Source organism: Pseudomonas sp. TYF_14, from assembly GCF_043105275.1.
In the GTDB taxonomy this organism is placed as follows: Bacteria; Pseudomonadota; Gammaproteobacteria; order Pseudomonadales; family Pseudomonadaceae; genus Aquipseudomonas; species Aquipseudomonas alloputida.
This window is the reverse complement of sequence record NZ_JBICLK010000034.1, coordinates 36,809-54,877: the sequence shown is the minus strand read 5'-3', so window position 1 is coordinate 54,877 and position 18,069 is coordinate 36,809. Positions and strand designations below refer to the sequence as shown.

Here is an 18,069-nt window from a genome sequence, read left to right as displayed (position 1 = left end):
TGGATACGTTCAAGTTGGATGCTCCCTTTCTCAATACTTGGGCTTGCCGAAGACTCGGCTCAAAATGTTGATGACCAGCACGATCATTACCAGCACCAGCGAGGCCGCCCAGGCGAGCTCCAGCTGGTTGTCGAACGGCATGCCGGAGAAGTTGTAGATCAGTACCGCAAGCGAGGCTGTGGGGTTCATCACCGCCATGTCGCCGTCGTGGTAGATCCAGTAGTTGCTGAACAATGCGGTGAACAGCAGTGGCGCGGTTTCGCCAGCCGCGCGGGCCACAGCCAGCATCACCCCGGTGAGGATGGCCGGCAGGCCGGTAGGCAGGACGATCTTCCAGATCACCTGGGCACGGGTGCAACCCATGCCGTAGGCGGCGTCCTTCATGATCTTGGGCACCATCTTCATCGACTCTTCGGCGGTCAGCACCACGATCGGCAGCATCAGCACCGCCAGCGCCACGCCGCCTGCCGGTGCCGAGTAGGTACCGGTGGTCATCACCACCAAGGCGTAGGCAAACACCCCGGCCAGGATCGATGGCAGGCCAGTGAGCATCTTGGCGGCAAAGCGCGCAGCGTTGGCCAGCTTGCTGTCGGGGCCGAGTTCGGCCAGGAACACCGCTGCCAGGATACCGACCGGCACAGCGATGGCGGCGGCAATGCCGACCATGACGAAGGTACCGGCCATAGCGTTACCGAAACCACCGCCCATCTCGAAGCCAGTCGGCGGCAGCTCGGTGAACACTTCCAGGTTAAGGCGTGCCCCGCCGCGAGTGATCAGCATGTACAGCACGGAAATCAGCGGCACGCTGGCCACCAGTGCCGCGAACCAGGCCAGGGTGGTCAATACCAGGCTGCGCAGGGCGCGGCCTTCCAGCTTGCGCTGCAGGCTGGGCAGCGCGGCTACAGGGGTCGTCAGGTCAGTCATTGTTTGTTACCACGCTGGGCGTAGAGCATGATCATCGAGCCGAGGACGTTCACCAGCAGGGTGATGAACATCAGTACCAGTGCCGCGTACATCAGCACTTCGACCTCGTTCGGGCCGGCTTCCGGGAAGTTCAGCGCCAGCAGCGCCGCCAGGGTGTTGGCCGGTGCGAACAAGGACAGGGAAATGGTGTTGGCGTTGCCGACCAGCATGGCCAGCGCCATGGTTTCACCGAGTGCACGGCCCAGGCCCAGCACCAGCGAGCCGAAGATGCCGGTAGCCGCCGAGGGCACCATCACCTTGAGGATGGCTTCCCAGCGGGTGGTACCCATGCCGTAGGCAGCCTGCTTGGTTTTCATCGGTACGCTGGTCAGCGCATCCTGGGAAACCGCAGCGATGGTCGGCAGGATCATGATCGCCAGCACCAGCGCCGCAGGCAGCAGGCCTGGGCCACTCAGGGAAGTGCCGAAAAACGGGATCCAGCCCAGCTCGCTGTTCAGCCAGGCGGTCAGCGGGCGAATCGCCGGGATGACCACATAGATGCCCCACAGGCCGTACACCACGCTGGGGATGGCGGCCAGCAGCTCGACGATGGTGCGAAACACCGCGGCAAGCTTGGCCGGAAGGAAATCCTGGGTCAGGAAAATGGCCATGCTGACGCCGAAGAAACCGGCGATCAACAGGGCGATCAAGGCGCTGTAAAGCGTACCCCAGATCGCTGGCAGAATACCGTACTTGCCTTGGTTAACGTCCCAGACGCTGCCGAACAACACGTCAAAACCGTGCTTTTCAATGCCGGGCAGTGCCTTGCGGCCGACTTCGTAGACCAGCGCGAAGACCAGCGCCAGCACCAGCACCACGCCAATGCGCGCAAGCGCACGGAAGGTGCGATCGACCAGAAAGTCTTTCGCAGACGGTGGCTGGCACGCGGAGTCGGGGTTATCCGGTATGGCAAAAGGAGTGTTCATTGGCGAGTTCCGGGACAAGGGACAAACACCCCCGGCATGGCTTCATGCCAATACCGGGAGCGCCTGGGTATTACTGGATGTTGGCGGACGCTTTACGCACCTGGTCGACTACCGACGGCGGCAGCGGGATGTAACCCATCGAGTCGGCGATGGTCTGGCCTTTGGTCAGGCTGTACTCGACCATTTCACGCATGGCCTTGGCTTTTTCCGGGTTGCCGTTGTCCTTGCGGAAAATCATCCAGGTATAGGAAGTGATCGGGTAGGACTTGGCACCGTCCGGGTCAGGCAGCCAGGCCACCAGGTTTTCCGGCATGTTCACCGCAGCCAGTGCTTCGGCACCGCTCTCGGCATTCGGCACGACGTATTGGCCAGCCTTGTTCTGCAACATGGCGAAGTCGACCTTGGCCAGCTTGGCGAAGCCGTACTCGATGTAGCCGATGGCACCCGGGGTCTGGCGGACGGTGGCGGTTACGCCGTCGTTCTTCGGCGACTTGATGAACTTGTCGGTGGCCGGCCAGTTGACGGTGTTGCCCTCGCCCAGCCCTTGCTTGAAGTCAGCGTTGATGGCCGACAGGTGCTTGGTGAAGACGGCAGTGGTGCCGCTGGAGTCGGCACGCACGACCACGGTGATCGGGGTGGCAGGCAGCTTCAGGTCAGGGTTGGCCGCAGCGATTTGCGGGTCGTTCCACTGGGTGATCTTGCCGAGGAAGATATTGGAGTAGACGTCGCGCGGCAGCTTCAGCCCTTTAGGGTTGCCCGGCAGGTTGTAAGCCAGGACGATTTCACCGGCGGTCATTGGCAGCAATTGCACGCCTTCGCCAACCTTGGCAATGTCTGCTTCGCTCATGGCCGAGTCGCTGGCGGCGAAGTCGACGGTCTTGTTCAGGAAGTCCTGAACGCCCGCGCCGCTGCCCTTGGACTGGTAATCGACGGTGACGCCAGCCGTGTTCTTGCTGAAGTCCTTGAACCAGGTCAGGTAGATCGGTGCAGGGAAGCTGGCGCCCGAACCGGTCAACCGAACGTTTTCTGCAGCAAAGGCTGCCGAGGTGGCGCAAAGGGAAACGGCAACGGCGAGTGCAGCAGACTTCATCAGGCGTTTCATCAAAATGTGCTCCATGTGATGGCCGGCACACTTTGCATCAGCTGTGTTACAACTTTGTGACTATTGAATGGCAGGCCGCGCGGTAGAGCTTATTGACTGTGCCATCAGGCGCCGAGCCGGAACCCTGGAACGGCTCCAGCCTCGACGCAAACGCTTGAAGGTGTCGATAGACCCTGCAACGCAGCACCAGGAACAGGAACCTGGCCACTGCAGGCGATCAACCGATACCGGCGAGACCTGTATCACCGCCATCCGCACAGCGGTTGCGGCATGCACATTCGAACTCAGCCTGGGCACGGGTGGAAAAGTTCAGGCTCAGACGCATCTTGTCCTGGGTGTCGTAGAGGTCGTAACCCTCCCCCAGTGCGGCGGGAAAGCCAAGCCGCCGAGGATAAGCCTCTTTCTTGAGTGGCACTGCGGGAACCACAACGAAGCGTGTCTGCATGATCATCCCCTTCGGCAGTGCTTAAGTATTAGTACTGCTATGTGAAAGCATCAAGATGACTCATGCAATATTTTGGTTCAGCCGCCTATTCTCGCGGTGATGAGTAAGCAGAATCCCAGCAGGCAAATGACCCCGATGCCATAGAACAACGTTCTCCAAGGCTGCAAACCCCGCAGGTAGGCCAGCGTGTGCAGGACCCTGGCAACCGTGAACACCACACTCAGCCACAGCACCGGTAGCGTGGCGGCTTCCAGCGCAACAGCCAGCCCGCCGAGGGCAAAGAACATGGGAATGTTCTCCAGGTCGTTGGCCCATACCTTGGCAGCCCGTATCACCTGCGGGCGTTCTGCGGCCTGGGCGACGCGCCCGAACACGGCAGCGTCCTCCGGGTTGGTGAACGCGACGAAGCGCAAGCGGTGATAGCCCTGATAGCAGGAAACCAGGAACATCTTGAGGAACAGCACCACCACACACAGCGCATAAACCTGCAAGGCACTGCTCATGGCTGGCGCCCCTCGGCAACGCCTCTGGTCACCAGGTACAGCAACGGCCCCAGCGAAACGAACACGACGGTCAGCAGCAGGTAAGGCAGCACCGCGATCCCGGCGCTGCCGCGCATGCGGTTGTCTCGCACCATCCAGCAACCGGCCAGCCCGGCCATCAGGTACAGGTCGATGACCACCTGGGCCGTGTCCGCCTGCGCCAGCAGTGCCAGCCCGAATGCCAGCAGCGATTGCTCGGCAATCAGCATGGTCCAGCCGGTATACAGCGAAAACAGCACCAGTATTGCCAGCGCGCAGATACGCAAGCCCATATAGCTCTCCTTGATAGGGTTTGCCGGCACAGTAGTGATAGGGTTGCTTGCACTCAATGACCCGTGAGGTCATGGACATTGCACTCAAGGACGATCAGGGCAACGCATGAATCAGCATCTGTTCCATCGCAGCACCCCTGCCCCGCACATCTCAGCGGGCCAGCATCTTCGCGAACTGCGCCGTCAGGCCAACCTCAGCCAGCTGGAACTGGCGCTGCTGACGGGGCTGTCGCAGCGTCATCTGAGCTGTGTGGAAACAGGACGCGCCAAAGCCAGCCCAGGCACGTTGCATGCCCTCCTCTCGGCCCTGGATGCGCCGCTGGAGCGGTGCAACGAAGTGTTCGTTGCTGCAGGATACGCACCCCGCTACGCCGCCACGCCGCTCGATGCGCCTGAACTGGCCTTGGTGAATACTGCCATCGAGCATATTCTGCAGGTGAACAACCCCGCTCCGGCGATCGTCATCGACAGCCACTGGGACGTCATCGCCGCCAACGCCAGTACCGGGCTGCTGCTGGCGATGGCCGGTGTCAGCGCACAGCCGGCAACCGGCCTCAACCTGCTGCAGACACTGCTGTGCCCCGGTGGTCTGGGTGATCACCTGGCCAACGCGCCGGAAATCCGCGCTGCTGCCTGGCAACGTGCCTCCAGGGAGGCCGCAGGCAATCCGGCACTGGCAGCGCGCTTGCGCGACTTGCCGGCCCCGGCAAGCCCGTGCCAGATGACGACAGCCACCCCTCTGCTGCTGACCCGCGTGAACACCCCGTATGGTGAGCTGCGGTTCCTGTCCACGTTCACCACCTTTGGCATGCCGCAGGATGTCACCGTGCAGTCACTGCGCATCGAACACCTGATCCCCGCCGACCCTCAGACCCGGCAAAGAATGCAGGCAGCGTTCGAGCAATGGTCGGCCGTTACAGCGTAAACGTCAGGGTCTGGCCAAGGAACCTGGCGCTGACCTGGTGGCCTGTTTCATGCAGGTCGAACGGCTGGCACATGGCCCCGGTGGTCACGACATCCCCGGCCTTCAAGGTCTGGCCACGCTCGGCAGCGTGTGCGTACAGGTGAGCCAGCGACACCAGCGGGTCGGTGGCCGCATCGCCAGACAAGCCACCGGCGCGCCGTTGGCCATCCACATGCACCTCGGTGGTTTCGGCCAGGTCGGCGAGCAACGGCACATTTATACCAGCGCCCAGGCTATTGCCGACCACCAATGCTTCAAACCCGACGTTGTCAGCCACAAAACTTGGCCAGCCGACAGCCTTGCGGTCGACAAAGCGCGAACGCACCACTTCAAAGGTGACGCACGTGGCACGAATATCCTCACTCACCGGTACGCGCCCGGCTTGCGGAGGAATATCCCGGTCCAGCACGAAGGCAATTTCGCATTCGATGGTCACCGGCGTAACCGCTGGCAGCTGGATATGTGCGCCATCGGCATGGCAACGCCCCGCTTCCAGTTGGCCAATCAAGGGCCGCGACAACTTGCCGGCACGCATGCCTGCCGGGCTGCCGACGCCCAGCTTCCACCCGGCGCGCTGGCCTGCGGCAGCGGCAAACAACTGGTCCTGGCTGTCATAGCCTTGTTTCAACGTCTCGGGCTTGAGGCTGGCGGGCAGTTCTGTCAGCAGGTCACCGCTGCGCCAGTGTTGCAGTAGCAAGGCTGCAGTGCGTTGGTGTACGAAGAGCGAACGGTTCATCAAGACCTCATTGAAATAGGCGATGGCGGACAACAGATGCTAGGGCCTGACATTGATAAGGATAAATATATTGTCATGATGCAAATCATCACAAATTGTTATTTAACTGCCTGATGAAATCCGCCTGCAGGTGCATGCTCAGCGATCAGTGGAAACCGGCTGCTTCAACAGCAACACATAAGCCATCGCAGCAACCGCGGCCACGGCGGCACTGATCAGGAATGCCGAAGCGAAGGACCCGGTCTGCTGAATGCTGAACCCGGTCACGATGGGCGCCACAGAGCCTGCCAGGTAGCCGCCGAAGTTCTGGATCGAGCCAAACGAGGCCACGCGCTGGCTATCGACCACGGTGTTGGCGATCATCCATGCGGTAGAGCTGGCCATGTTCACGCTGAACAGCGCGCAACACAGCAGCGCCACACTGAGCAGGAAGCCGCTACCGAACGACAGGGGAACGGTGAATGCAGCCGCCGCGAGCAACGCAGTCACGACAACCCGCTTGCGGCTACCCAGCACACTGGCACCTTGCTTCACCAGGCGGTCGCAGATGCGGCCCGCGACAATGGTGCCCAACGCGCCGAACACATAGGCCAGCGAAACCACCCAGGCGGTCTGGTACAGGCTCAAGCCATGCTCGCGTTCGAAGTAGCCCGGCAGCCAGGTCAGGTGCAGCCACAGCATGTAGATCACCCCCATGAAGCCCAGTACTGCGCCCCAGGTGCTCTTGTGGCGGAACAGTTCGGCCCACGCCGCCAGTTGTGCCTGCACACTGGGCCTGGCGCTTGGTACCGCCTGTTTATGCGCTTGGGCCGCCAGCAGCTGCTCACGCGCCTCGGCAGGCAGTTCGGCCAGGTACCGCGCCTTGCTTTTGTAGAAAGCGAACCAGCAGGCGGCAACCAGAATGCCGAACACTCCGGTGACGATGAACATGCCGCGCCAGCCCCAGGTGACCATCAGCAGCGTCAGCAACGGCGGCGCCAGACACGGCCCGATGCAGGTCGATGACAGCACGATGCCGGTCGGCGTCCCCCGCTTCTCGGCCTCGAACCACTCCGCCAGCGCCTTGGCCGCCGACGGGAACATCGGCGCCTCGCCAATTCCCAGCACCACCCTGAGCCCGATGAATGCAGAAAAACTGTTGATCAGGCCCGAAGCCGTCTGTGCCACCGACCAGCCCAGCAGGGCCGCCCCCAGCGAAATCTTGCTGCCCAGGCGGTCGATGATCATGCCCAAGGGCAGTTGCGAAAAGGCATACGCCAGGGAAAACGCCGACAGCAGGATGCCCATCTGTGACGGCGTGATGCCCATGTCGCGCTGGATGGAGGTATTGGCAATCGACAGCGCACTGCGGTCGACGTAGTTGATGATGCCGATCACCAGCAACAGGCTGACGGTGATGACCTGGTACTTTCTGAACGGGTTCGAACTGGCGACCGCTTCAGGTTCGCGGGCAAGCCCGGGTTGCGCATATTTGGTATTCATGGGCGTTCACTTTTGTTGTTATTGGTTGAACAGCAGGTAACGGCTTACATCGACGCTTCAAGCAGCCACTGGTAGTCCTCGGCAGATGCCTCACGCGGGTTGGTGCGGTGGCTGTGATCGGCCAACGCACCCTGGACGATGCGCGGGAACAGGTCCGGGTTGACATCCAGTTCGCCAAGGCCGGTCGGCAGGCCCAGCGTACGGGTCATGTGGCGAATGGCATCTTCGATCTGGCTGTCATCGGCCAGCCCCATCGCCTGGGCGATGCGTTGCATCTTGTGTTCATTCACCACCGTTTCGGCCGTGCGGTTGAAGCGGATGACGGCAGGCAGGAAGATCGCATTGAGGGTGCCGTGGTGCAGGCGCGGGTTGATCCCGCCCAGCGCGTGGCTAAGGCTGTGCACGCAGCCCAGGCCTTTCTGGAAGGCCAGCGCACCTTGCAGCGATGCGCTCATCATGTTGATGCGCCCGTCCAGGTTGCCCGGCGCGCGGGTGGCTCGTTCGATGAAGCGCCAGGCCCTCCACAGGCCGTCCAGGGCAATGCCGTCGGCAGGCGGGTTGAACGCAGGTGCCATGAAGGTTTCCAGGCAGTGGGCAATCGCGTCCATGCCGGTGGCAGCCGTGAGTTGTGCCGGCAGCCCGAGGGTCAATGCCGGGTCACAGATGGCGGCCTTGGGCACCACATGGGGCGAGATCACCCCCACCTTGCGCCCGTCATCGAGTATCAGGATGGCACCGCGCCCGACCTCGCTCCCCGTGCCGGCCGTGGTCGGCACCGCAATCACCGGCGCGGTTGCCGGGGTGATCCGGGCCAGGCCGCCCTCGATCACCGCAAAGCTCTTCAACGGGCCGTCGTGCCGGGCACACACGGCCACCCCCTTGGCCAGGTCGATCGCCGAGCCACCACCAATGGCGATGATGCCATCACAGCCATTTGCCTTGAACATGGCCACGGCCTCACGCACGGCATGCTCGTTGGGGTTGGGTGGCGTACCGTCGTAGATCGGCAGTTGTGTGGTGTCGCTGCCTAAGGTGTTCAACGCCGTATCGACGATACCGGCGGCACGCACGCCACGGTCGGTCACGATCAAAGGCCTGGTTATACCAATGCGCTCACATTCGGCAGGCAGGCATGCAATGGCACCGATATCGAATTGGATCTGGGTGATGTAGTTGATCAGGGACATAAGGCTTGGCAGGCTCCTGGCTTTATTGTTCTGGGCGTTTCAGCCGCACTGGATGCGACACTGTGCAGCGCCAGTATAGGAATGCGCGGCTGGCCATGGTATTGAGAACAATCCATATCGGTATAACCAGGACGAATACCAGATGACCCCATCGCTCAATTCGATCATGTCCCGCCTGCACGCCCGCCACCTGCGCTTGTTGATCGAGTTGGACGAGCACCGCTCGCTGCTCGGTGCAACAAGCAGCGTCGGGCTTACCCAGCCTGGTGCCAGCAAGGCCTTGCAGGAAATCGAAACCACCTTCGGCACCGTGCTGTTCAACCGCACCAACCGAGGCCTGGAGCCCACGGCCGCCGGGCACTGCGCCATCCGCTACGCACGCCTGTTGCAGACCGATATCGCCAACCTGCGGCACGATCTGGATGCAATCCTGCGTGGGGTCGGCGGCCGGCTGGCAGTGGGGGCGATCATGGGGGCGGTGCCGTTGCTGATGAAGGCAGTGTCACAGCTGGCCAGCATCCAGCCACAGATGTCGTTCGAAATCATCGAAGACACCAGCCAGTCGCTGCTGACCCAGATCGAGAGCGGCCGCCTGGACATCGCCCTGTGCCGCACCAGTGTCAGCAATACGCCGCAGCTGTTCGCCAGCACCTTTGTCCAGGATGAGACACTGGCGGTCATCGCCAACATCGACCACCCGCTCAAGCATGCGCCAAGCCTGAGCCTTGCCGACCTGGCCGAGAGCCGCTGGATCGTCTACCGGGCCAACATGCCCATGCGCGTGCAACTGGAGCGCGAATTTCACGATGCCGGGCTGCGCTTCCCGCTGCACCTGGTTGAAACCACTTCGATCCTGGCGACCTTGTCGCTGTTGCAAAACCGTCCTGACTTCGTTGCGCTGGTGTCGATCGACGTGGCCCGGCAATGTGCGATGAATCAACAGGTCAGCATACTGCCCTTGAGCATGGGCTCGGTCAGCGACCCCTATGAGTTGGTGACCCGTAAAGGCAGCCAGGCAACACCGGCCATGGACACGCTCACCGAACTGCTGCTGTTGCAGGGCCGACAGCGCTGTTGGCAGGCATGACCTGCCGCTACACCTGCACGCCATTGACCCAAATCAAGCCCTCGCGCCGGGTTCGCGCGACGATGGCTGCACGCAAGGAATGACTCAAGTACCGCCAGGTGCACAGTGCGCAAGGTTTACCGCTTGATCGCTGTGCGCGCCTTGACCAAGGAGCCCCACATGAACCCGCTGAAACACATACTGGTTGCCACCGACCTTTCCCCACATGCCCGCAACGCCGCTGAGCGGGCGGCCTACCTGAGCGATGCGCAACAGGCCTCGCTGGACCTGGTCTACGTTGCCAACCCGGCACCCTTCGAGCGCCTCAAACAGTTGGTGACGCCTGATGACGATCTGTTGAAACGCGTACTGGATAGCGCAGGCGAGAAAACCCACGCACTGGCAGCGCTGCTGTTCCAGCGTTACGGTATCTCCGCTGGCGTGCAAGTCGCCAGCGGCTCGGTGATCACGGAGATCAACCGGGTGGTGCAGGACAAGCACAGCGACCTGCTGGTGTGTGGGGCCAGGGGCCAGAACGTAGCGCGGCGCCTGCTGCTGGGTTCAACTGTGCAGAAACTGCTCAACCGCATGCCCTGCCCTTTGCTGGTGGTCAAGCCGGCCCCTCGTGATGCCTACCGCACCGTGCTGGTGCCAGTCGACTTTTCGTCCGTTTCACTGCGCACCCTCGAATTGGCCAAGGCCATTGCCCCGCAAGCAGAGATCATTCTGCTGCATGTGTACGAAGCCCCGTTCGAAGCCAGCGTGCGCTTCGCCCATCTCGACCACGACACCCTCACCCACTACCGCAATGTCATCCGCAAGGATGCACAAGTACAGCTCGCGGCGCTGAGTGAGGCTGCCGGCCTGGCCGATGCACGGCAGATCCTGGTGCACGGTGACCCTGGCTGGCGCATTGCCGAGCAGGAACAGGAGCTGGAGTGCGACCTGATCGTGGTCGGCAAGCAGGGGGCAAGCGCGCTGGAGGAACTGCTGGTGGGCAGCGTCACCAAGCATGTACTGAACGAATCGCAGTGTGATGTGCTGGTAACACCCTAGGCTGCATGAATGTTCTGCACTGCCGCCTGTTGCGCCTATCCGGGTCAAACCATCGTGGCTGGCCTTGCCTGCTGACGTGCGGGCTTGGGAAGAGCTCCTCCCGCCCACAGCATTCGCGAGTGGGGTGTCATTGCTGAGAGCAGCGGCTCTCCGCAAGTCGTTTCATCGATTGCACTGATGATGACTATCGAGCGGCCTGCCTGTCGCCCAGGCAAGGCCGCCTCTACAATCCCCTGCAAATCCCCCCGCTCCTGCGCCTGCTACAGGCGAGATCCCTCATGGAACCTAACCCATGCCAAGCAACAGCCAGGCCCCTCGTGGCCTTCCCGAACACAGCCAACAAAGCGTGACCCAGCAATGGCTGGCAATCCTCTCGGTAGCCGTGGGTGCTTTCGCCCTGGTCACCAGTGAGTTCCTCCCGGTGGGGGTGCTGAACGATGTGGCCAGCGACCTGGGCATCAGTGCAGGCCTTGCCGGCCTGATGGTGACCCTGCCAGGGATCATGGCTGCGTTAGCCGCCCCGTTGATTTCCGTAGGCGTCGGCGCGCTGGACCGGCGCTACCTGCTGATCGGCCTGACGCTGATCATGATCATCGCCAACGCCATCGTCGCCTACGCCGGCGACTTCAACCTGCTGTTGGTCGGCCGTGTGCTACTGGGTATCAGTATCGGCGGTTTCTGGGCGACAGCCATCGCCCTCAGCGGCCGCCTGGCACCTGACGGGATGGGCGTAGCCAAAGCCAACTCCATCATCATGGCGGGCGTAACCCTGGCGACGGTAGTGGGCGTGCCTGTCGGCACCTGGCTGAGTGGCCTGATGGGCTGGCGCATGACGTTCCTGGTCACTGCACTGGTAGGCGTACCGGTGCTGCTGGCTCAGGTCTTCCTGCTGCCGCGGCTGATGCCGGAAAAGGCCATTCGCATCCGCGACCTGCCGGCGTTGTTCATCAACCCGCAAGCACGGGTCGGTTTGATCGCCGTGTTGCTGATCGGCCTGGCGCACTTTGCGGCGTACACCTACGTCGCACCGTTCTTCAAACAGAATGCCGGCTTTGACGGGCCTACGATCGGTTCATTGTTGCTGCTGTATGGCGTGGCCGGCTTCATGGGCAACATCTTCGCCGGCTTTGCGGCCAACCGCAGCGTGCGGCATACCCTGATGCTGGTCGCGCTCATGATCGCAGTCAGCACCGCCCTGTTCCCGCACTTCGCCACCGGCATGACGGGTGCCGCCATGCTGATCGCACTATGGGGCTTTGCCTTCGGTGCGTTCCCGGCTTGCGCCAATATCTGGATGTTTGTCGTGGCGCCCAAAGATGTCGAACGTGGCATGCCGCTGTTCGTGGCCATGTTCCAGGTGATCATTGCCGTGGGCTCGTTCTTCGGCGGGCAAGTCGTGGACCATATGGGCACGGCGGTACTGCTGAGCCTGGCCACGGCGCTGGTGGGCTGTGGCTTTGTCACCGTGCTGGTGCTGGGGCGCAACGTCAGCAACGATCTGGCGGCGCAGCCAGGCTGAGCAGCCAGGCTGAGCAGCCGCACAGGGCGGCTGCACAAAGCTTGAGGCCGTGAAGCCGAGGCGCCTGCTTCGCGGGCAAGCCCGCTCCTACAGGTACCGTACGGCTCCAGGCGCTTGCATTAGCTGCAATCGTCCCGCTCGGGCTGGCGTGGTTGCCTGGCGTACACCACCTGAAGTTCGGCGCCACGGGCCCTGGCCAGCAGCTCCTCGGTGTCATCGCCACCGGGCAAGGCAAGCAACAGGTCAGGGCGGCTGTCATTGAGCATGAACAGGTTGCGCAAGCGTTCGGCCTGCTTGCCGTGCAGCTGCCAGTTTGGCGGGTAACGCACCAGATCGGCGCCATGCTCGCGCGCCCAGCTTTCGATTTCCCCACCAAGAAACTGGCTGCCACCGTGGATCAACACCCGGATCGGCCGCTGGCGCTGGACGTCGTCCAGGGCCTGGCGGCAGCGCCGGGTGTCGGCGTAGTTGCGCCCTGCACATATCAGTACTCGCATGGTCTGCTCTCCTTGCATCGCTCAGAACCACTGGCCGAAACGGCGGATATAGAGGGTCTTCATGGCCTGGGCGACCACGCAGTAGCCCAGCAGGGTGGCGACCAGCCAAGGGAAGTACTCCCACGGCAGCGGCACCAGGCCAACCATCGCGCCCACCGGGGAGAACGGGATGTAGATACCCAATGCCATGACCAGCCCCGTTGCCAATACCACCGGCAATGCAGCGGTGCTCTGGAAGAACGGTACCTTGCGAGTGCGCAGCATGTGCACTACCAGCGTCTGTGACAGCAAGCCCTCGATGAACCAGCCAGACTGGAACAGCGCTTGCATTTCGACGCTGTTGGCGGCGAACACGTACCACATCAGGGCGAACGTGGTGATGTCGAAGATCGACGACGTAGGACCTATCCACAACATGAAGCGGCCGATGTTGCGGGCATCCCATTTGCGTGGCTTGCTGAGGAACTCCTTGTCCATGCGGTCCCACGGCAGCGACAGCTGGGAAAAGTCATACATCAGGTTCTGCAGCAACAAGTGGATCGCCAGCATCGGCAGGAACGGAATGAACGCACTGGCCACCAGGACCGAGAACACGTTGCCGAAGTTGGAACTGGCAGTCATGCACAGGTACTTCATGATGTTGCCGAAAGTTTCGCGGCCTTTGAGCACGCCCTCCTCAAGCACCATCAGGCTTTTTTCCAGCAAAATGATATCGGCCGATTCCTTGGCGATGTCGGTGCCGCTGTCCACCGAGATACCGACGTCAGCATCGCGCAGGGCTGCGGCGTCGTTGATGCCGTCGCCAAGGAAGCCCACAGTGTGACCATTGGCCTGCAGGGCCTTGAGCACCCGTGATTTCTGCAACGGGGTGAGCTTGGCGAAGACGGTGCGCTCCTCCACCTGAAGCTTCAGGGTGGTGTCGTCCATGCCCTCGATGTCCTGGCCGAGCAAGGGCTGGCCCGGCACCAAGCCCACTTCACGGCAGACCTTGGACGTGACCACCGGGTTGTCGCCGGTCAGTACCTTGACCTGCACGCCCATGTCGCGCAAGGCGGCAATGGCCGGGCCGGCCGTTTCCTTGGGCGGGTCGAGGAAGGTCAGCAAGCCCTGGATGACCAGATCGCGCTCATCTTCGGTGTGATACTGCGCCTTGCCTTCGTCCGCCGGGATCTGCCGGGTGGCAACCACCAGCACGCGGAAGCCGTCCTGGTTGAAGGCATCGACCCTGGCCATCAGCTGCTGGCGACGGCACGGATCAAGGGCAACGACCTTGTCGCCTTCCTGCACATGGGTGGCGATGGCGAGCATCTCCTCGACCGCCCCTTTGCTTACCAGCAGGTGATCGCCCAAGGCATTCTCCACCACCACTGACAGGCGGCGGCGGATGAAGTCGAACGGCAGTTCGTCGACCTTTGCGTAGGCGTAAGGCGCCTGGAACTGGTGGTCCTGGCCGGCGAAATGCAGCACGGCCTGGTCCATCAGGTTGCGGATGCCGCTTTGGTGATGGCTGTTGAGCCAGGCCAGCTCGAGGATGTGCTTGTCGGTTTGACCGTCGAAGCCCACATGGTGCTCGAGGATGATCCGATCCTGGGTGAGCGTACCGGTCTTGTCGGTGCACAGCACGTCCATGGAGCCCAGGTTCTGGATGGCATTCAGGCGTTTGACCACCACCTTGCGCCGAGCCATGGCCACGGCGCCCTTGGCCAGGTTGGCGCTGACGATCATCGGCAGCATTTCCGGGGTCAGGCCCACTGCCACGGCAAGCGCGAAGAGGAAGGCATCAGCCCAGTCGCCTTTCACCACACCGTTGATCATGAACACCACCGGCACCATCACCAGCATGAAGCGGATCAGCAGGCTGCTGACGCTGTTCACGCCGCGGTCAAAAGCGGTCTGGCTGCGCGAACCGGCAATGGCCTTGGCCAGCGAGCCAAAATAGGTGCGTCGGCCGGTGGCGACCACCACGGCGCGGGCGCGGCCACTGACCACATTGGTCCCCATGAAGCAGATGTTCGGCAACTCGAGCAGGTTGTCCTGATGTGCGCCATGCTCGGCGGCGGACTTCTGCGCGACATTACCCAAGGTGTCGTACTTTTCGACCGGCAACGCTTCGCCGGTGAGCACGGCCTGGCTGATAAACAGGTCGCGCGCTTCGAGCAGACGGATATCGGCGGGAATCATGTCACCTGCAGAAAGCTGCACGATGTCGCCGGCCACCAGTTCGTCCATGGGCACTTCGCGCAGGCGCGGGGCTTGCCCGATCTGCTCACGGCGCAACACGGTGGCCGTAGTGCGCACCATTGCCTTGAGCGCGTCGGCAGCCTTGTTCGAGCGGTACTCCTGCCAGAAGCGCAGCAGGCTGCTGAGGCTGACCATGGTCATGATGATGATGACCTTGGTCAGGTCGGCGTCGTCTGCTTCGCCTGCGCTGACCGGCAGCCAGTAGTCGGTGACGAAGCTGATCCCGGCCAGGGTCAGCAGTACATAGATGAACGGGTTGTTCAGGGCCTTGAGCAGTTGCACCAGGGCGTGGGGTTGCGGGTCGTGGGCAACCTGGTTGGCCCCATCGCGCACCAGGCGCTTGGCGGCTTCGTGCTCGGTCAAGCCCTGTTCGCTGGCATCGAGGTTGGCGAGGGTGACCGCCAGGCCATTGCGCGCTTCACGGGCGGCGCGGGTGGACAGGCGGGTCTCGCGTTCGGCCTTGGCCGATGAGGTGTTACGGTATTTGACAGTCATGTTGCTGTGCTCCTGCCGCTGCGGCGGCACGACACACAGACGTTTCACTCAGGCGGTGAACGAAGGCATGTCGGGTCGCTGAATAATGCTGGTTCTTTCCGACAGTTGTCTGTCCGCTGCCGAGAGTCGGAAGTTGTGTCGGCAGCGAACTTTCTACTCGCGCAATCCATGGTTTGATTCCTTTTCATAAACACAGGGAAATAGTTATCCCGCGAACTTTTAACATGAAAAGTTCGAGTACAAAGATACCGTTCAATATCTTTTATTCAGTGAGAAGTGCGGGGGCTCAAGCGTGCATGAAGACGCGCCAGCACCCCGCAACTACTTGGGGGGTGCTGGTGGTGGTCAAGGTAGCCGTGCAGACGCCGCGGCCAGGCGCGGGCCTGCCGCGGCGCAAGGCACGCAGGCTGGCGATGTGAAACGAATGAAGTGAGGTTCATGAGCTTGCCTCCAACCGGCCAACACCGGCGGCGGCAAGTCACGGCGGAGCATCAGGCTCTGGCGCGGCTTGCCCGACCAGGGTGTCGGGACCGGTGTTCCGGTTCAAGTGCCTGACCAGGCCATTCGGCAGAGGTCAGGCAGCGACGAGATACTGTGTCCATTGAATTCTTCAGTGAAGGGAAAAAAGGCCCCGCGCTCGGGGCGGTCGAACTTTATTCAAGCGTAGTATCGAAGTCAACCCGCAAGGGGAACTTTAAATAAGTTTAACCTTATCTTAATGTTCCACGCAGGCGCAGCGCCTCAAACCTTGAACCGCCCCACCAACGCCGTCATCTCCCCCACCAGCCCCGACAACGCCTTGCTCGCCTCGCTGGTCTGCTGCGCACCCGCAGCGGAATGGTTGGACAGTTCGCGGATGTTCAGCAAGTTGCGGTCTACTTCCCGCGCCACCTGAGCCTGCTCTTCGGCCGCACTGGCAATGACCAGATTGCGCTCGTTGATTTCGCCGATCGCACTGTAGATGCCCTCCAGCACTTGCCCCGAGGCCAGGGTCACGTCCAGTGTCGACTGGGCGCGGTTGGTGCTGGCCTGCATGGAAGCCACCGCAGCTTCGGTCCCCGCCTGCACGCTGCCGATCATCTGCTCGATTTCCTGGGTCGACTGTTGCGTGCGGTAGGCCAGTGTGCGCACCTCATCCGCCACCACCGCAAAGCCGCGCCCGGCCTCACCGGCACGGGCCGCCTCGATGGCAGCATTGAGCGCCAGCAGGTTGGTTTGCTCGGACACCGAGCGGATCACTTCCAGCACCTTGCCGATGTCCCGCACCTGCCCCACCAACTGCTGCAGGTGCGCACTGCTGGTCTGGATTTCGCGGGTCATGGCTTCGGTGCCGTCGATGTTTTCGCTGACTTGCCGGCGGCTTTGCGCGGCCAGCTGGTTGGATTCACTGGTGGTTTGCGAGGTGGTGATCGCGTTGCGCGCCACCTCCTCCACTGCCGTGGTCATTTCGGTCACGGCAGTCGCGGCCTGCTCCAGCTCCTGCCCCTGCTGACGCAGGTTGTTGGCGCTTTCCTCGGTGACCGCGTTCAACGCCGTGGCGGCGGCGTCCAGCTGCCGGGCACAGTTGTTGATCTGCCCAAGGGTGTCGCGCTGGCTCTGCTGCATGCGCTGCAGCTCATGGAACAGTTGGCCGATCTCGTTGTTGCCCTGCCCTTGCACCGGCACACTCAGGTCGCCACTGGCAATGCGCTGGAAATGCCCACCGGCTTCACGCAGGGGGTGCAACACACGCTGGGCAATGAAGGCCCAGCACAGCACCGCCAGCACCACGGTCACGCCCAGCAAGCACAGGCTCAGCAATTGTGCCCGGGCCAGACGCCGGTCGGACTCGAGCATGATTTGCTGGCCACGTTCGCTCAGTGTGGTCACCAGTTGCTGGCGCAGGGTTTGCAACCGCCCCATGGCATTACCGGCATCGCTGTTGACCTTGAAATACTGCTCCAGCGAACGCTGGCGGGTCGCTTCACGCTGCCCAGCCACCGCCTTGGCGTATTCGGCAAAGGTAGCCTGCAGCTCGGTTGCCAACCCGCGAAGGGCGGGTTCGCGGGCGTTTTCGACAAATTCGTCGACCAGCGCCTGGCTCTTGTTGTTCAGCTCCACCGACAGCGCCATGCGTTTGCCTGCACTCTCGTCATGGCCACCCAACTGCTCGATAAAGCCCGAAGACACGTTGGCGCTGGAGCGAATCGCCATCAGCAACGCATTGTTCAACCGGTCCGACTGGTGCGCAGTCTGATCCAGTTCAGTGATCTGCTGGTCGCTACCCAAGGCAGCCCACCAGGCACTGGCGGTCGAAAACAGCAGGGTCAGGCTGAACAGCGACAACACCCAGAACATTCCGGTGCGAATTTTCAGGTTTGCAAGCATGCGGGCAGTACTCCTTGTTGGCACCACTTCTGATCGATGATTCGAGGGTGGGTGTGCTGCTATCGGAGGTACTGGCGCAGGCTTGAGGCGCCGCGATGCGGTTATGTGCGGTAACCGAACGGAATGCGTTGAGACCCAGAGGCCTCGAAACCCTTTAGGGCATAACCCTTTTGCATAAATCCTGAGGCCAGCGCGATCACTGTGGGAGC

At 62.2% G+C, this 18,069-nt stretch carries 16 protein-coding genes; 4 read left to right on the top strand and 12 right to left on the bottom strand.

What is annotated here, in order from left to right:
* Positions 1-30 precede the first annotated feature (30 nt).
* From pstA to ACF8O8_RS10720, 6 genes are all read right to left on the bottom strand, one after another.
* Entirely contained in the window at positions 31-924 is an 894-nt protein-coding gene (pstA, locus tag ACF8O8_RS10745; RefSeq protein WP_010953577.1) for a phosphate ABC transporter permease PstA, read from the bottom strand.
* Positions 921-1,889, bottom strand: coding sequence for a phosphate ABC transporter permease subunit PstC (pstC, locus tag ACF8O8_RS10740; protein ID WP_392509661.1), 969 nt, complete (start codon positions 1,887-1,889; stop codon positions 921-923). Before pstC ends, pstA begins: the two co-directional genes overlap by 4 nt.
* 70 nt (positions 1,890-1,959) lie before the next feature.
* Positions 1,960-2,991, bottom strand: a complete 1,032-nt coding sequence (pstS, locus tag ACF8O8_RS10735) for a phosphate ABC transporter substrate-binding protein PstS (RefSeq protein WP_003254123.1) — start codon at positions 2,989-2,991, stop codon at positions 1,960-1,962.
* A 217-nt stretch (positions 2,992-3,208) separates the two neighbouring features.
* Positions 3,209-3,442 carry a hypothetical protein gene (locus ACF8O8_RS10730; RefSeq protein WP_392509660.1) on the bottom strand — a complete coding sequence of 78 codons (234 nt, stop codon included), beginning with the start codon at positions 3,440-3,442 and terminating at the stop codon, positions 3,209-3,211.
* Positions 3,443-3,513: 71 nt separating this feature from the next.
* Positions 3,514-3,939, bottom strand: coding sequence for an MAPEG family protein (locus ACF8O8_RS10725; protein ID WP_392509659.1), 426 nt, complete (start codon positions 3,937-3,939; stop codon positions 3,514-3,516).
* Complete coding sequence (locus ACF8O8_RS10720) at positions 3,936-4,250, bottom strand: DUF2834 domain-containing protein (protein ID WP_392509658.1); 315 nt, start codon at positions 4,248-4,250, stop codon at positions 3,936-3,938. Before ACF8O8_RS10720 ends, ACF8O8_RS10725 begins: the two co-directional genes overlap by 4 nt.
* 106 nt (positions 4,251-4,356) lie before the next feature.
* Here ACF8O8_RS10720 and ACF8O8_RS10715 point away from each other — a divergent pair, with 106 nt between their 5' ends.
* Positions 4,357-5,175 carry a helix-turn-helix domain-containing protein gene (locus ACF8O8_RS10715; protein WP_010953573.1) on the top strand — a complete coding sequence of 273 codons (819 nt, stop codon included), beginning with the start codon at positions 4,357-4,359 and terminating at the stop codon, positions 5,173-5,175.
* On the opposite strand, the gene ACF8O8_RS10710 is transcribed toward ACF8O8_RS10715, so the two are convergent.
* The 3 genes from ACF8O8_RS10710 to ACF8O8_RS10700 all read right to left on the bottom strand — a co-directional run bounded on the left by ACF8O8_RS10710 (position 5,165) and on the right by ACF8O8_RS10700 (position 8,619).
* Entirely contained in the window at positions 5,165-5,950 is a 786-nt protein-coding gene (locus ACF8O8_RS10710; protein ID WP_010953572.1) for a 2-keto-4-pentenoate hydratase, read from the bottom strand. The genes ACF8O8_RS10715 and ACF8O8_RS10710 overlap by 11 nt on opposite strands.
* A gap of 138 nt (positions 5,951-6,088) precedes the next feature.
* Positions 6,089-7,432: an MFS transporter gene (locus ACF8O8_RS10705; protein ID WP_010953571.1), complete on the bottom strand. Its 1,344-nt coding sequence runs from the start codon at positions 7,430-7,432 to the stop codon at positions 6,089-6,091.
* 44 nt (positions 7,433-7,476) lie between these two features.
* Positions 7,477-8,619, bottom strand: a complete 1,143-nt coding sequence (locus tag ACF8O8_RS10700) for an iron-containing alcohol dehydrogenase (RefSeq protein WP_392509657.1) — start codon at positions 8,617-8,619, stop codon at positions 7,477-7,479.
* 142 nt (positions 8,620-8,761) lie between these two features.
* On the opposite strand from ACF8O8_RS10700, the gene ACF8O8_RS10695 reads away from it, so the two are divergent.
* The 3 genes from ACF8O8_RS10695 to ACF8O8_RS10685 all read left to right on the top strand — a co-directional run bounded on the left by ACF8O8_RS10695 (position 8,762) and on the right by ACF8O8_RS10685 (position 12,260).
* Complete coding sequence (locus ACF8O8_RS10695; RefSeq protein ID WP_392509656.1) at positions 8,762-9,706, top strand: LysR family transcriptional regulator; 945 nt, start codon at positions 8,762-8,764, stop codon at positions 9,704-9,706.
* Between the two features lie 159 nt (positions 9,707-9,865).
* Complete coding sequence (locus ACF8O8_RS10690) at positions 9,866-10,741, top strand: universal stress protein (RefSeq protein ID WP_392509655.1); 876 nt, start codon at positions 9,866-9,868, stop codon at positions 10,739-10,741.
* Positions 10,742-11,033: 292 nt separating this feature from the next.
* Entirely contained in the window at positions 11,034-12,260 is a 1,227-nt protein-coding gene (locus ACF8O8_RS10685) for an MFS transporter (protein WP_010953567.1), read from the top strand.
* 119 nt (positions 12,261-12,379) lie between these two features.
* Here the strand turns inward: ACF8O8_RS10685 and ACF8O8_RS10680 are convergent, their stop codons facing one another.
* The 3 genes from ACF8O8_RS10680 to ACF8O8_RS10670 all read right to left on the bottom strand — a co-directional run bounded on the left by ACF8O8_RS10680 (position 12,380) and on the right by ACF8O8_RS10670 (position 17,860).
* Complete coding sequence (locus ACF8O8_RS10680; protein WP_020192194.1) at positions 12,380-12,757, bottom strand: DUF2493 domain-containing protein; 378 nt, start codon at positions 12,755-12,757, stop codon at positions 12,380-12,382.
* A gap of 21 nt (positions 12,758-12,778) precedes the next feature.
* On the bottom strand, positions 12,779-15,493 hold the full coding sequence (mgtA, locus tag ACF8O8_RS10675) for a magnesium-translocating P-type ATPase (protein ID WP_392509654.1): 2,715 nt from the start codon (positions 15,491-15,493) through the stop codon (positions 12,779-12,781).
* A 741-nt stretch (positions 15,494-16,234) separates the two neighbouring features.
* Positions 16,235-17,860 (bottom strand): methyl-accepting chemotaxis protein, encoded by a 1,626-nt coding sequence (locus ACF8O8_RS10670; RefSeq protein WP_104961981.1) that lies wholly within the window; start codon positions 17,858-17,860, stop codon positions 16,235-16,237.
* Positions 17,861-18,069: the final 209 nt, after the last annotated feature.

Coding starts and splice junctions, on each gene's coding strand:
- pstA (WP_010953577.1), bottom strand. CDS start 924: ATGACTGACCTGACGACCCCTGTAGCCGCGCTGCCCAGCCTGCAGCGC.
- pstC (WP_392509661.1), bottom strand. CDS start 1,889: ATGAACACTCCTTTTGCCATACCGGATAACCCCGACTCCGCGTGCCAG.
- pstS (WP_003254123.1), bottom strand. CDS start 2,991: ATGAAACGCCTGATGAAGTCTGCTGCACTCGCCGTTGCCGTTTCCCTT.
- ACF8O8_RS10730 (WP_392509660.1), bottom strand. CDS start 3,442: ATGATCATGCAGACACGCTTCGTTGTGGTTCCCGCAGTGCCACTCAAG.
- ACF8O8_RS10725 (WP_392509659.1), bottom strand. CDS start 3,939: ATGAGCAGTGCCTTGCAGGTTTATGCGCTGTGTGTGGTGGTGCTGTTC.
- ACF8O8_RS10720 (WP_392509658.1), bottom strand. CDS start 4,250: ATGGGCTTGCGTATCTGCGCGCTGGCAATACTGGTGCTGTTTTCGCTG.
- ACF8O8_RS10715 (WP_010953573.1), top strand. CDS start 4,357: ATGAATCAGCATCTGTTCCATCGCAGCACCCCTGCCCCGCACATCTCA.
- ACF8O8_RS10710 (WP_010953572.1), bottom strand. CDS start 5,950: ATGAACCGTTCGCTCTTCGTACACCAACGCACTGCAGCCTTGCTACTG.
- ACF8O8_RS10705 (WP_010953571.1), bottom strand. CDS start 7,432: ATGAATACCAAATATGCGCAACCCGGGCTTGCCCGCGAACCTGAAGCG.
- ACF8O8_RS10700 (WP_392509657.1), bottom strand. CDS start 8,619: ATGTCCCTGATCAACTACATCACCCAGATCCAATTCGATATCGGTGCC.
- ACF8O8_RS10695 (WP_392509656.1), top strand. CDS start 8,762: ATGACCCCATCGCTCAATTCGATCATGTCCCGCCTGCACGCCCGCCAC.
- ACF8O8_RS10690 (WP_392509655.1), top strand. CDS start 9,866: ATGAACCCGCTGAAACACATACTGGTTGCCACCGACCTTTCCCCACAT.
- ACF8O8_RS10685 (WP_010953567.1), top strand. CDS start 11,034: ATGCCAAGCAACAGCCAGGCCCCTCGTGGCCTTCCCGAACACAGCCAA.
- ACF8O8_RS10680 (WP_020192194.1), bottom strand. CDS start 12,757: ATGCGAGTACTGATATGTGCAGGGCGCAACTACGCCGACACCCGGCGC.
- mgtA (WP_392509654.1), bottom strand. CDS start 15,493: ATGACTGTCAAATACCGTAACACCTCATCGGCCAAGGCCGAACGCGAG.
- ACF8O8_RS10670 (WP_104961981.1), bottom strand. CDS start 17,860: ATGCTTGCAAACCTGAAAATTCGCACCGGAATGTTCTGGGTGTTGTCG.